The organism is Steroidobacter sp. (assembly GCF_016790065.1).
In the GTDB taxonomy this organism is placed as follows: domain Bacteria; phylum Pseudomonadota; class Gammaproteobacteria; order Steroidobacterales; family Steroidobacteraceae; genus Steroidobacter.
The window spans coordinates 1-12571 of sequence record NZ_JAEUPY010000434.1 but is presented as its reverse complement, the minus strand read 5'-3'; the positions used below and the strand labels follow the sequence as shown (position 1 = coordinate 12571).

Below are 12571 nucleotides of genomic sequence, written 5' to 3'. Positions count from 1 at the left end.
CGTTCACCAGCTGCGACATGTCTTTGTCGCCGGTGGAGATGAGCACGTCGACGCCTTGTGCCGCTGCTTGCAACGCCAGCGTGCCGATGACGTCGTCGGCTTCCACGCCTTCGACTCGCAACAACGGCAGGCCCATGGCGCGCACGCTGTCGAGCAGTGGCTGTAGCTGCGAGCGCAAATCGTCCGGCATGGGCGTGCGCGTCGCTTTGTACTCTTCGAACAGCTCATCGCGAAATGTCTTGCCCGGCGCGTCGAACACCACGGCAATCAAATCAGGCGCTTCTTCCTTGCGCAGTTTCTGCAGCATGTTGAGCACGCCGAGCACCGCCCCCGACGGCTCACCACGCGAGTTGGTCAACGGCGGCAGCGCGTGGAATGCGCGATACAGATAGCCTGAGCCGTCCACCAGGACGAGCTTGCGTTGTGCAGCCATTACGGACCCGGTGGTGTGGTGGCAGGACGATCCGGATCGGGCGGCGATACCGGCGTCGGTTGCGATTGAGTCGGTTCCGGTGTCGTCTGGTTGGCGCGCTCGCGATCCTTCTTCTGCGCTTGCGGCGCTGGCGGAATCGTACGAACTTTCTTGCCTTCCAACACCGGTTTGCCAGCTTCAGTGGCTGGCACCGACTGCGGTTGCTCGTCGGGCAAATACAGCGGACCTTTCAGGCCACACCCCGCCAGGCTGAACAACAGCGCCGGCACCCACAAGACGAGTTTGCGCGCGGATGATTTCATCCGCGCAGTATAAGGCAGGCTCAGCTCGACGCGTTGGTCTCGATCACCGCCATGGTGAGGCGGGAAATACACACCAATTTGTCGCGTTCGTCGACGATACGAATTTCCCAGACATGACTACGACGGCCGAGATGGACCGGCCGCGCCGTGCCGATGACAAACCCACTGGCCACGCCGCGCAGGTGATTGGCGTTGATCTCCTGGCCCAGCACCCGATATTTGCTCGGATCCACGACCAGCATGGCTGCGTAGCTGCCGAGCGTTTCGGCGAGTGCCACCGAAGCGCCGCCGTGCAGGATGCCATCGGGTTGATGGGTCTTGTCTTCCACCGGCATCCGGCCGCGCAGAAAATCCGGGCCGACCTCGGTGAACTCGATGCCGAGGTGGTGGGCCATGCCGACGCGTACGGTCAGGTCGGCGAGCTTGTAGGGTTTGAACCAGATGGACATGGCGCCTTCGCTGAGAAATTCGCAGCCTACTTTTTACGCAGTTGGTCGCCGATGCGTCTATAGGCTTCGCGGAAAGAGATTCCTTCCTTGACCACCAGCTCGTTGGCTTCCGAGGCGGCATGGATCGATGGATCGAGCCGAATGCGCTCCTGGCGGAACGTCACGCCGGCCAACGCCGACGGCAGAATGGCCAGCGTATCCAGACACAGGTCGATGGAACGGAACAGCGGCACCTTGATCAGCTGCAAGTCGCGCTGATAGCCCGAAGGCAGCTTGGCGACGATGCCCATGACTTCCAACAAACAAGCTTGAGCGGTGGCGCTGCGGCCGCGGATCAGCTCGAACACGTCAGGATTACGTTTCTGCGGCATGATGGACGAGCCGGTGGTGAACGCGTCCGGCAAGGCCACGAACGAAAACTCCTGCGTGTAGAACAGCATCAGGTCGGACGCCAGCCGCGCCACGTCCTGCATTACCAGCGAGATTTCGAACAACAGCTCGGCTTCGGCCTTGCCACGAGACAATTGCACCGATGTGACCGGAGTCTGCACCGACGCGAATCCCAGCTTCTTCGCGGTAGCCTCACGATCGATGGGCAGATTGGGCGAACCATAACCGGCGGCCGAGCCGAGCGGGCTGCGCTGCAAGCGACGGTGCACTTGCTGTAAGCCTTCGGCGTCATCGCGCAGCTCGGCAGCGAAACCGCCGGCCCACAAGGTCACAGAACTCGGCATGGCCTGTTGCATGTGAGTGTAGCCAGGCAACTGGACGTCGCCTTCGCGTGCGGCCAGATCGTCGAGCGCTTGCGCCGCGCCTTCGACGCGATGTTTCAACTCATCGACAGCGTCGCGCAGGTACAGACGCAGGGCTGTCAGCACTTGATCGTTACGAGAACGACCAAGATGCACGCGCTTGCCGGCCTCACCGATGCGCTGAGTCAGCAGAGTTTCCAGCGCAGTCTGGCCGTCTTCGTATTCGAGCAGCACTTGCCACTTGCCGGCCGCGTGTTCGGCCGCGATCTCGGTCAAGCCGCTACGAATTGCTTCGAGATCGGCAGACGGCAACAAGCCTTGCGCGGTGAGCATTTCGGCGTGCGCGATCGAAGCGCGCACGTCGTACTCAACGAGCCGATTGTCGAGCGCGTGATCTTCACCAGCCGTATAGCGCAACACCCGCTCATCGAGCGGCGCGCCTTTGTCCCAGAGACGACTCATGGCGTTACCGTGTTATCCGTGCTGCTCAGCGGCGCTCAGCACACTAACGTTCTCAACCACCAACGTGCCGGTGCCTTCGTTGGTGAATGCTTCGGCCAGAATGCTGTCCGGGCTCTTGTACGAAATCACGTGCACGCGACGCACGCCGCCACGAATGGCTTCTTCGATGGCGCGGGCCTTGGGCAACATGCCGTCTTTCAAACTGCCCTGATCCTTGAGCTTCTTCAAGCCGGCCAGATCGGTGTACGAAATGATGGAGCGCGGATCTTCCACCGACTCCAGAATGCCGGGCGCGCCGGTGACCAGCATCAACTTCTCGGCCTTCAAAGCAGCGCCGATGCCAGCAGCAACGGTGTCTGCATTGATGTTCAGCAGCGTGCCTTTGTCGTCGGCCGAGACCGGGCTCACCACTGGCATCAGGCCGTCGTCGAGCAACTGCTGCAGAACCTTGGCGTCGATCAGATCGATGTCGCCGACCAAGCCGTAATCGACGGTCTGGCCTTCGACCAGCACCGGCGGACGCTTGTGAGCGCGCACCAGGCCAGCGTCGACACCACTGACGCCGACGGCAGCGATGTCCAGCTCGCGACAGATGCCGAGAATCTGAGTGTTCACCAAGCCGTTGAGCACCATGCTGGTGACTTCCATCGACTTCTCGTCGGTGACGCGACGGCCCGCGATCATCTGCGGCTTGATGCCCAACGATTCCTGGATCTGCGACAGCTGCGGACCGCCGCCGTGTACCAGCACGACACGAATGCCCACCTGATGCAGGATCGCGACTTGTTCGATCAGGGTGCGGGTCGATTCGATGTCGGCAAACACGCCACCGCTGGCCTTGATGACGAACACCTTGCCCTTGTACATGCGAATGTACGGTGCAGCGCTGCGCAGAGCGCGAACGGCAACGGAGGGATCAGAGCGAAGCACCACGGCAGTATTCCTTAGAAGTAATTAGTGACAAAGGACGGATCGCTGGTCGAAAAAGATCAGCCCCGGAGCATGCGATACAACACGGCCATCTGCACGACCATGCGATTGAACGCCTCGCGAATCACGACGCTGCGCGGGCCGTCCAGCACTTCGTCGGCAACCGCGACATTACGCCTTACCGGCAGGCAATGCATGAAATGACAGCCAGGGTCCGCGGCCTTGAACCAGCTTTCCTTCACACACCAGTCGCTCAAATATTCGCGCAAGCGCTTGTCGGCTTCGTCATCGCCATAGTGCTGCGGCGAACCCCATTCCTTAGCGTAGATGACATGCGCGCCATCGAGTGCTTCGGCGCGATTGTCGGTCTCGCGTACTGAACCGCCCGACGCCTTAGCGGCCTGGCGAGCCTTCTCCATGATGGGATCGGGCAGCGCGAAACCTTCCGGACGCAACACGACGACGTCCATGCCGCGCATCGCAGCCATATGCACCGTCGACGACGGCACAGCGAGCGGCAGAGCACGCGGATGATTGGCCCAGCTCAACACGAACTTGCCACGCTCCGGCACGCGCAATTCATCCATCGTGTGCCAGTCGGCCAGCGCCTGGCAGGGATGCGCGACTGCCGATTCCATGTTCACCAGCGGCTTGTCACAAAGATCCGCCATCATGCGGAAGCCGGTCTCGGCCAGATCGGCGGCGAGATTGCGGCCTTCAGCAAACATACGAATGCCGATAGCGTCGCAGTACGACGCGAGCACCGGCACTGCTTCACGCACGTGTTCGGCAGCGCCGCCATTCATGATTGCGCCCACGCGCGTTTCCATCTGCCACGTGCCTTGGCCCGGAGTGATGACGACGGCCGTGCCGCCGAGACGCATCATGGCGCTCTGAAATGACGCCAACGTACGCAGCGAAGGATTCAGGAACAGCAGGCCGAGCACTTTGCCGGTCAGGGCTTGCGGTTGCGGTGTCTGTTGCAGGCGAGCGGCCAGACCCAGCAGGTCTTTGATTTGCTCGCGCGGGAAATCGGCTAGTTCAAGAAAACGATTCATGATTATTGCTCTACAAGATTTACCGAGGCAGCCGAGCCAGCGCTTTGCGCAACAACTCGACGTGCTCACTTTCCAACACAAACGGCGCCAGGATCCGCAACACATTGGGATCGGCGCTGGTGCCCGTCAAAATATCCAACTTCAACAGCTCGGCTTGCACGTCCTTGGCCGGGCGCGACGTGCGCAGGCCCAGCAACAAGCCGGCGCCTTGCGAACCGATCACCGGACCGACCATGCAGGTCTCGCGAATTTCGGCCGAGCGCTGCTGCACGTTCTGTAACAGCCCTTCGGATTCGATGATGTCGATGACGGCTTCGACGATGGCGCAGGCCATCGGGCCGCCGCCGAACGTGGTGCCGAGCGAGTCCATCTTCAAATACGGCGCGACATGATCGGCGACCAACATCGCAGAGACGGGGAAACCGCCGCCCAACGCTTTCGCGGTAGTGATGATGTCCGGCGTCACTTCATACAAGTTGGCCGCGAACGGATGGCCGACGCGTCCGAAGCCGCATTGAACTTCGTCGAAGATCAGTACCGAGCCGTTCTCGCTGCAACGGAAGCGCAGTGCCTGCAGGAATTCCTTCGGCAAATCGACAGCGCCTGCGACGCCTTGCACTGGTTCGACGATGACAGCGGCAGTTTGATCGTTGATCAGCGTGCTCAGCTCGGCCGCCGTCGTGGTCGGCTTGATGAACTTCACTTCGAACGGTGTGCTCGGGAAGCCGTACCACTTCTTGTCGGCACCCCAAGTCACCGCGCCAGCCGCAGCGGTGCGGCCATGGAAGCTGCCTTCGACCGCGATCACTTGCGTGCCGCCCGTCATTTTGCAGGCGAGCTTCAACGCATTCTCGTTGGCCTCCGCGCCGGAGTTCACGAAGAACACTGTGTCCAGGCCGAGGCCCGCGAACTTGGCGAGGCGAGTGGCGGCACGACGGCGCACGTCCAACGCGACAGCATTGCTTTGGAAACAAAGTGCTTTGGCCTGCTCAGTGAGCGCTTCCACCCAGCGCGGATGGCCGTAGCCCAGCGCCGCGACGGCATGACCGCCGTACAGATCCAACACCTTGCCACCATCGGGCTTGTGCAAGAACACGCCGCGCGCGTCAGTGATCTGCAACGGAAACTGCGCGTACACCGGCGCGAGATGATCGGCCGGTGCGTTGGAAGTCGACACTGAATTGCTCATGGCACTCATGATAATTATTTAGGTCCAGCCCGAAGCCGGCGTCGTCAACCCGGTGGTTTCATCCAGCTCGAACACGCGATTCAGCCACTGCATCGCTCCGCCGGCCGCGCCCTTCACCAGATTGTCGATGACGCACATGACGGCGACCGAATCGCCATTGGCGGCGGCACTCAGGAACGCGTAGTTGCTGGTGGCCACATCTTTTACATGCGGCATTTCGTTGACGACACGGACGAACGGCTTGCCTGCATAGAAGCCCTTCAGTGCTTCCAGCAGCTCCGGCGTCTTGATCGGCTTCAGGGCCTTGGCCTGCACGGTCACATGAATGCCGCGCGCGAACGGACCCGAATGCGGGACGAAGTTGAAATCCGCCTGCACCTGCGAGGCCGCTTGCGCCAACGCTGCGATTTCCGGCGTATGCCGATGCGACAGCGGGTTGTAAGCGTACAAATCGCTGTGTCGCTGCGGATGATGAGTGCCCGCGCCCGGTGTGCGGCCGGAGCCCGTGCTGCCCGTGATGCCGGCAGCAAACAAACGCGGCTCAGACAGGCCAAGCGACAACAGCGGCACACTGGACAACAACACGGCCGTCGCGAAGCAACCCGGATGAGCTACGTGCGGCGTCGTGAGCTGGCTCAAGTGTTCCGGCACAGCACAGCTGAACTGCGGGATGCGATTCGGCGCACCGTGCGCATGTTTATAAACAGCTTCATACGCCGCCGGCGTTCGGTAGCGATAGTCCGCCGAAATATCGATGACGCGCGGCTTGGTGCCCTTCGCTTCGGCCGCCGTCAGAATGTCGTCGATCAACTTCGCCGCCACGCCATGCGGTGCGGCCGAGATGACGGCCGACGTCGGCAGCGTGCCGACCAGCTCTTTCACCGCGTCCAAGCTGGAGAACTTGAGCTCGGGATAGATGGGCGCCAGGTGTGCAAAGAACTTGGCCACCGACTCGCCCGGCTGACTGTCCGACAGAATGGCCTTCAGCTGCAGGCGCGGATGACCGGCAATCAAGCGCAGCAGCTCGCCGGACACATAGCCGGTGCCGCCGAGCACGATGACAGGAATCTTGGCGTCGCTCATTCTTCGGTCACCGCCGCCTTGGTCTTCGCGGTCAGCTTCAACGAATCGATCACGCAGTCGCCGAGGGCGGCGCCGTCAGTGATTGCATTGAAGGCGGGCACGCCGAACTTGTCTTTGATGATGTTCACGCCGACCGCGTTGTCCGTCGCCGGGCCGGTGACCACCGCCGGCTCGATGCCGAACTGTTCGCGCAGCAGCTTCACGCCGCCCCACGCTGCGACCGGATCGTTCGCCGACAACACCACCGACGTGAGCGCGGACCGAATGTCAGGCGACGACAAGATCGCTTCGACGCCGTACGCGCCGAGAATGCCGTCACCTAATTCAAATACGATCACATCGGGCTCGCCTTGAGACATTTCACTCAGCAGCGCCCGCGTGATTGCCGGGCCAGTCTTCGCAGTCGTCGTGACCACGCCGAGGTCGGTGAAGATCATGCTCTTGCTCGCGCCGGCGTCTTCCATCGCCAGAATGTCACGACGCAAAGAAACACCGGTGGCCTTGAACGCATGCACGTTCAAGCCACGATGCCGCATGCGAGCGACGATGGCACACGCCGCGGCCGTCTTGCCCGCTTCCATACATGTGCCTGCGAGTGCGACTACCGGCACGTTGCGAGTATTCACGGTGGCGTTGTAATCGAGACGACGATAGCCGATGCGCGCCGGCACGCCGATGCGCTCGCCCCGATACGGGACCGGCAACACCACGCCGATCACCTTGGCATTGAACGGTGTGCCCTTTTCCGGATTCACCGATTCGACGATGCCAAGCACGCCGCCGATGTTCAGCACTTGGATGATGTCGCCTTCCTTCACTGAGGTCGGCAAATGACCCGAATAGCCGAACAGCGCCTGGCGATGGCCCAGCGCGCCGACGATCACGTCGCCCTTGGCGACCTTGGCCATCCGGCCGCTGGTCAGCTCGAGGGTGTTGTAAGTCGACTTGTTGTTGAGGATCTCAACCACCAGCACCACACCTTCCTCGCAAGGAATGTTGTCCGTGGCGACACGCAACTCATGCCCCAGCTCCAAGGCCTGGGTGATGGACGCGATCTTGTCGACGACTACGGTTTTCATGGCTGTGTTCAGTGCACCTGTGAGGTTGAAAGAAACAATTGGATTACTTGCCCTGGGCCGGTCCTGCGCTTCCCTGCGCTCCCGGCATTCGGGCATCCTGCCCAGCACCGGCTCGGGTCCAAAACATGCCCGGCAGGCCGACCATCTTCGAGAAGCCCAGCGCATCGGCCGCGGTCCACTCGCCGGCAGCTTCGCCGTACACACCCTTCGACGCGGCCATGATGGAGTAGGGCGATGTCACGCCGGCGACAAACGCGTTGCCGGGGTGGTACTGCACCTTCACTTCACCGGTGACTCGCGCCTGCGAGTTCACGAACAGCGCTTCCATGTCACGACACACCGGATCCAGATGCTGGCCTTCGTGCACCAGATCGCCGTACGGGCCGGACAAGGTTTCCTTGATGCGTTGCTGACGGCCGGTCATCACCAGCTTTTCCAACTCGCGATGCGCGGCGATCAACACTTCAGCGGCAGGCGCTTCGAACGCGACGCGGCCCTTGGTGCCGATGATGGTGTCACCCAAATGAATGCCACGGCCCACGCCGAACTTGGCGCCGATGTCTTCGACTTTCTCGATCACGCTGACCGGATCGAGCTTGGCGCCGTCGAGGCTGACGGGAATGCCTTGCTCGAAACCGATGGTGTGAATTTCCGGCGCCTGCGGCTTGGAGAATGCGTCCTTCGACAGCACCCACGCGTGATCCGGAATGCTGCCGTCAGAGGTCAGCGTTTCCTTGCCACCGATCGTTACACCCCACAGGCCGCGATTCACCGAGTAAGCGGCGCCATACGGCGGGATGGTGAGATTGCGATCCTGCAGATACTTCAGCTGATCGGGACGCTTGAACGCCTGATCGCGCACCGGCGCGAGAATGGTCAGCTCAGGCGCGAGCGTGCGGATCGCAACTTCGAATCGCACCTGATCGTTGCCGGCAGCTGTGCAACCGTGCGCGACCACTTTGGTGCCGAGCTTGCGAGCGTATTCAGCAATGATCTGCGCCTGCATCACGCGCTCAGCGCCGACGCACAGCGGATACATGTTGCCGCGCTTCACGTTGCCGATGATCAGGTACTTGATCACTTGCTCGAAGTAAGCCTTCTTCGCTTCGACCAGGATGTGATCTTTCGCACCGAGCGCTTTGGCACGCTGCTCGAGCACCTTCGCCGCTTCCGCATCGATGCCGCCGGTATCCACGGTCACCGTGATGATCGGACGCTTGTAGTTCTCCGACAGCCAAGGCACCAGAAAGGACGTATCCAGTCCGCCAGAGAAGGCCAACAAAATCGGCTCGTTGCCGGGAGGGAGTGTGCTCATGCTTGGGTGCTCAGCGCTCAATTCGTTTCAAACAAAAATTCGGGTTGGCAAAATTCGGGTCAGAACTCATTCGGTCAGCGACCGCAGCGTCTCGACGGTGGCTCAGATCCCGAAGATGCCGCGCAAACGTTCACGCAACTTCTTCTGGTCCTGCGGCTCATCGGTCGCAATGAAGATGGTGTCGTCGCCGGAGATCGTCCCGACCACTTCGTCCCAAGACGAGCTGTCGATAGCGACGGCAACACTCTGGGCCGTCCCGGTGGTGGTCTTCAGCACAGTCAGCGACGAACCCGCCGTCTTGATCTCGAGAACAAACTTGGCCACGGCGGCAAACGGGTTATTCGAACCGGCCGCATCCTGCGCCGGCAGGATGTACCGGTCGCCCGCCTTGGCGACCCCGAGCTCGCGCAGGTCCCGGCTGACACTGGACTGGGTGGCATCGAACCCCTGGGTCCGCAAAACCTTCACCAACTCGTCCTGATTCCGCACGGTCGACTCTCCGATGATTCGGAGAATCGCCGCCCGGCGCGCGACAGATTGATGAATTTCTGCAGCCACTTCAGTGAGTTACCTAATTCCGACCAGCCACGGGCGTGCCCGCGCCAATGCATAAATAGGCGCGCATCCTGCATAATTATGCAGAAACTGTCAATAACCGCTTTTAGAAGGCCCGACGGCGCAGTGTCAGCAGTCCATCCAGGACGAACACGGCCAAGGCGGCCCAGATAAAGAAGAAGCCGATCACCCTCGAGCCACCGAACGGCTCGCCGAACAGCAGCACCGCGCAGGCCAGCTGCATAGTGGGCGCGATGTATTGCAGAAGTCCGAGCGTGAACAAAGGAATGCGTCGCGCGCCGACCGCGAACAACACCAGGGGCACAGCGGTCAGCGGGCCGCCGAATAATAAGAGTGCGTCGATGCCGAGCCCGGCAGTCGTCACCGTCCCCACGCCCGACAGCTCAGCCCACAACAAATACACAGCCGCGAACGGTAGCAACAACAAAGTCTCGCCGGTGAAGCCGGGCAGCGCTTCAACCTTGGCGACTTTGCGCACCAGTCCATAGCTGCTGAAACTCAGTGCCAGTGCCAGCGACACCCAAGGCGGACGCCCCATGGTCCAGGTGAGATACAACACGCCGGCGGTGGCGATGGCCACGGACAGCCATTGCAAGGGTTTCAGTCGTTCGCGAAACAGCACCACGCCGAGCGCCACATTCACCAGCGGGCCGATGAAATAACCGAGGCTGATTTCCACCACGTGATGAGTGGCGATGCCCCACATGAAGATCGACCAGTTGATGGCGATGAATGCGGCCGATGCGCACAGTCGCCAGCGCGTTTGTGGATCGGCGAGTGCGCGCCACACATGATTCGTTTCGCCGCGCAGTGCCAACCAACCGAAGCCGCACAGGCAGCCCCACATCATGCGATGCGCGGTGATTTGTAACACCGGCACCGATTGCAACAACTTCATATACAGGGGCATCAGCCCCCAGAGCAGGAAGGCAGAAACGCCGGCAGCGAGGCCGCGGCCGTCGACGCCCTGCGCGGTCGCATCGTTCATGGAAACGGAATCGTCGGGTGGGCGGCAATCATAGTGCAGAACCGCGGGGGCATGTCGGCTTTCTGAAGTTGCATGCATCGCGCCGGCGCGAGAAGCTTCCGTTCTCTGTCCTCAGTCGCACCTACCCCATGTCAGTGCTGGATCTTTCGCGCCGCCTGTTGGCGCTGTCACAAACCGGTCTGCATTTCTCGGCAGAGGAATACGATCGCGAGCGGTATCGCGAAATGGCCGAAATCGCTGGCGAATTGCTGGCGTTGGAATCGGACAAGAAACCGGATGAGCTACGCGCAGCGTGGTTGGTCGAAGATGGCTACGCGACGCCGAAAGTCGATGTGCGTGGCGCGGTGTTTCGTGGCGATCAAGTGTTGATGGTGCGTGAACGCGTGGATGGCAAGTGGACGCTGCCCGGCGGCTGGGCCGACGTGAACGACACGCCGTCGCATGCCGTGGAAAAAGAGATCGAACAGGAATCGGGCTTTACCGCACGCGCCGTCAAGCTGGCGGCGGTGCTGGATCGTAACAAGCACAATCATCCCAAGTTTCTGTACCACGTCTGGAAAATGTTTTTTATTTGCGAGATCACCGGCGGCGACTTTCGCACCAGCTACGAAACCACCGAGGTGAAATTCTTTCCGCTGGCCGAGTTGCCCGAGCTCTCGACCGGCCGCGTCACCGCCGAACAAATCCAGCGTGCCTACAAGCATCATCTGGATCGCTCACTGGCCACCGAGTTCGATTGACCGATGACTCACGATGCCGCTCCGGATTTCGTTCCGCCTACATGGTTCACCCATGCGCTCGCCGCACCGTGCGAGTCGCGTTACGTGGATGCTGGCGGCACCGCGATTCATTATTTGAGTTGGAACGAGCACGACACTCACAAGCCGGGCTTGGTATTGGCGCATGGCTTTCGAGCGCACGCGCGCTGGTGGAGTTTCATCGCGCCGTTCTTCACGGAGCGCTTTCGAGTGGTTGCGCTCGATTTCGGCGGCATGGGCGATAGCGGCAATCGCGCCGAGTACACCGACGAAAACTATGCGCGCGACTTGCTCGCCGTCATCGACGCCGCACATTTTGAACGGCCCGTGGTCGTCGGGCACAGCTTCGGCGGTGGGCGGGTGTTACACATGTGTGCCGATCACCCCGAGCACGTTGGCCGGGCGATCATCGTTGACTCACATTTGCATTTGCATGACGGCGAGCCGAGAGTTCGTTCCTCGGATCTGCGGCCGAAGAAAATCTATCCGACGTATGAAGCGGCGCGTGCACGCTTCCGTTTGATCCCGGCGGAGAATCGCGCCGCGCCCTACATCATCAACTACATCGCTGAGCATTCCATCAAGCGCGTCGACGACGGCTACACCTGGAAGTTCGACGACACGCGGCCGCGACTGATCACTCATTTCAATGTGTCGAGCATGCTGGCGCGACTGACGACGCCGGTGACGTTCGTGTATGGCGATGACAGCGCCATTGTTACGCACCAGCATGCGGCGGAGATCGTCGCGCACATTCCGAACTGCCGCGGTCCCATCGCGATTCCGGAATCGCATCATCACGTGATGTTGGATCAGCCGTTGTCGCTGGTGGCGACGTTGCGAGCGCTGCTGTACTGACTTGCGTTATTGCTCGATGGTGTATTCGAAGTCGGCGCTTTGATTTTCGCCGGCTTCGGTCTTGAACACCCACTTGTCGCTGATGGTGTACCGCAGTTTGAGTGTGTTGATGGATTCCGTCAGCGAGATGCCGTAGCTGATGAATAGGCGCGGCGACAGGAATTTGCCCAACACCAGCGCCGTGTTGGCGGAACCGTCGCTATCCAATGAGCTTTCGACGCCGACTTCTTCCAAGCCCAAGCGACGCCCGAGTTGCGAAGCTAACAAACCGCCGCCTTGCATGGTGAGCGTGTCGCGCGCTGAGGCCATGGTGGCAGTGTCGGTGCCGGTCACGGAGTC

At 61.2% G+C, this 12571-nt stretch carries 15 protein-coding genes; 2 read left to right on the top strand and 13 right to left on the bottom strand.

From position 1 onward, the window contains the following. From JNL55_RS18205 to rarD, 12 genes are all read right to left on the bottom strand, one after another. A partial coding sequence (locus JNL55_RS18205; RefSeq protein WP_415923106.1) for a 5'-3' exonuclease occupies positions 1 to 433 on the bottom strand: 433 nt, incomplete at its 3' end. Continuing rightward, positions 433 to 735: an LPS translocon maturation chaperone LptM gene (gene lptM / locus JNL55_RS37470; RefSeq protein WP_415923105.1), complete on the bottom strand. Its 303-nt coding sequence runs from the start codon at positions 733 to 735 to the stop codon at positions 433 to 435. The genes lptM and JNL55_RS18205, both read right to left, overlap by 1 nt. A 20-nt stretch (positions 736 to 755) precedes the next feature. Beyond that, the gene (locus JNL55_RS18195) at positions 756 to 1184 is read right to left on the bottom strand and encodes a hotdog fold thioesterase (protein ID WP_293856719.1); all 429 of its coding nucleotides are present in this window, start codon (positions 1182 to 1184) and stop codon (positions 756 to 758) included. 26 nt (positions 1185 to 1210) lie between these two features. Next, the gene (gene argH, locus JNL55_RS18190; protein WP_293856716.1) at positions 1211 to 2398 is read right to left on the bottom strand and encodes an argininosuccinate lyase; all 1188 of its coding nucleotides are present in this window, start codon (positions 2396 to 2398) and stop codon (positions 1211 to 1213) included. A gap of 12 nt (positions 2399 to 2410) precedes the next feature. Continuing rightward, entirely contained in the window at positions 2411 to 3331 is a 921-nt protein-coding gene (gene argB / locus JNL55_RS18185; protein WP_293856713.1) for an acetylglutamate kinase, read from the bottom strand. A 56-nt stretch (positions 3332 to 3387) separates the two neighbouring features. Further along, positions 3388 to 4386: an N-acetylornithine carbamoyltransferase gene (locus JNL55_RS18180; RefSeq protein WP_293856710.1), complete on the bottom strand. Its 999-nt coding sequence runs from the start codon at positions 4384 to 4386 to the stop codon at positions 3388 to 3390. Between the two features lie 19 nt (positions 4387 to 4405). After that, the gene (locus tag JNL55_RS18175; RefSeq protein ID WP_293856707.1) at positions 4406 to 5575 is read right to left on the bottom strand and encodes an aspartate aminotransferase family protein; all 1170 of its coding nucleotides are present in this window, start codon (positions 5573 to 5575) and stop codon (positions 4406 to 4408) included. 18 nt (positions 5576 to 5593) lie between these two features. After that, complete coding sequence (gene argC / locus JNL55_RS18170) at positions 5594 to 6658, bottom strand: N-acetyl-gamma-glutamyl-phosphate reductase (protein ID WP_293856704.1); 1065 nt, start codon at positions 6656 to 6658, stop codon at positions 5594 to 5596. Then, positions 6655 to 7737, bottom strand: coding sequence for a hypothetical protein (locus tag JNL55_RS18165; RefSeq protein ID WP_293856701.1), 1083 nt, complete (start codon positions 7735 to 7737; stop codon positions 6655 to 6657). The genes argC and JNL55_RS18165 overlap by 4 nt, the downstream gene beginning before the upstream one ends. A 43-nt stretch (positions 7738 to 7780) precedes the next feature. After that, a complete protein-coding gene (argG, locus tag JNL55_RS18160; protein ID WP_293856698.1) occupies positions 7781 to 9052 on the bottom strand; it encodes an argininosuccinate synthase in 1272 nt (423 codons plus the stop codon). A 102-nt stretch (positions 9053 to 9154) separates the two neighbouring features. Beyond that, positions 9155 to 9610, bottom strand: a complete 456-nt coding sequence (locus JNL55_RS18155; RefSeq protein WP_293856695.1) for an arginine repressor — start codon at positions 9608 to 9610, stop codon at positions 9155 to 9157. A 103-nt stretch (positions 9611 to 9713) separates the two neighbouring features. Further along, positions 9714 to 10616 (bottom strand): EamA family transporter RarD, encoded by a 903-nt coding sequence (gene rarD / locus JNL55_RS18150; protein ID WP_293856693.1) that lies wholly within the window; start codon positions 10614 to 10616, stop codon positions 9714 to 9716. 128 nt (positions 10617 to 10744) lie between these two features. Here rarD and JNL55_RS18145 point away from each other — a divergent pair, with 128 nt between their 5' ends. After that, on the top strand, positions 10745 to 11356 hold the full coding sequence (locus tag JNL55_RS18145; RefSeq protein ID WP_293856691.1) for an NUDIX hydrolase: 612 nt from the start codon (positions 10745 to 10747) through the stop codon (positions 11354 to 11356). A 3-nt stretch (positions 11357 to 11359) separates the two neighbouring features. Beyond that, positions 11360 to 12232, top strand: coding sequence for an alpha/beta fold hydrolase (locus JNL55_RS18140; protein WP_293856689.1), 873 nt, complete (start codon positions 11360 to 11362; stop codon positions 12230 to 12232). Between the two features lie 6 nt (positions 12233 to 12238). On the opposite strand, the gene JNL55_RS18135 is transcribed toward JNL55_RS18140, so the two are convergent. Beyond that, on the bottom strand, positions 12239 to 12571 hold a 333-nt coding region (locus JNL55_RS18135), incomplete at its 5' end, for a translocation/assembly module TamB domain-containing protein (RefSeq protein WP_293856687.1).

Coding starts and splice junctions, on each gene's coding strand:
- lptM (WP_415923105.1), bottom strand. CDS start 735: ATGAAATCATCCGCGCGCAAACTCGTCTTGTGGGTGCCGGCGCTGTTG.
- JNL55_RS18195 (WP_293856719.1), bottom strand. CDS start 1,184: ATGTCCATCTGGTTCAAACCCTACAAGCTCGCCGACCTGACCGTACGC.
- argH (WP_293856716.1), bottom strand. CDS start 2,398: ATGAGTCGTCTCTGGGACAAAGGCGCGCCGCTCGATGAGCGGGTGTTG.
- JNL55_RS18180 (WP_293856710.1), bottom strand. CDS start 4,386: ATGAATCGTTTTCTTGAACTAGCCGATTTCCCGCGCGAGCAAATCAAA.
- JNL55_RS18175 (WP_293856707.1), bottom strand. CDS start 5,575: ATGAGCAATTCAGTGTCGACTTCCAACGCACCGGCCGATCATCTCGCG.
- argC (WP_293856704.1), bottom strand. CDS start 6,658: ATGAGCGACGCCAAGATTCCTGTCATCGTGCTCGGCGGCACCGGCTAT.
- JNL55_RS18165 (WP_293856701.1), bottom strand. CDS start 7,737: ATGAAAACCGTAGTCGTCGACAAGATCGCGTCCATCACCCAGGCCTTG.
- argG (WP_293856698.1), bottom strand. CDS start 9,052: ATGAGCACACTCCCTCCCGGCAACGAGCCGATTTTGTTGGCCTTCTCT.
- rarD (WP_293856693.1), bottom strand. CDS start 10,616: ATGAACGATGCGACCGCGCAGGGCGTCGACGGCCGCGGCCTCGCTGCC.
- JNL55_RS18145 (WP_293856691.1), top strand. CDS start 10,745: ATGTCAGTGCTGGATCTTTCGCGCCGCCTGTTGGCGCTGTCACAAACC.
- JNL55_RS18140 (WP_293856689.1), top strand. CDS start 11,360: ATGACTCACGATGCCGCTCCGGATTTCGTTCCGCCTACATGGTTCACC.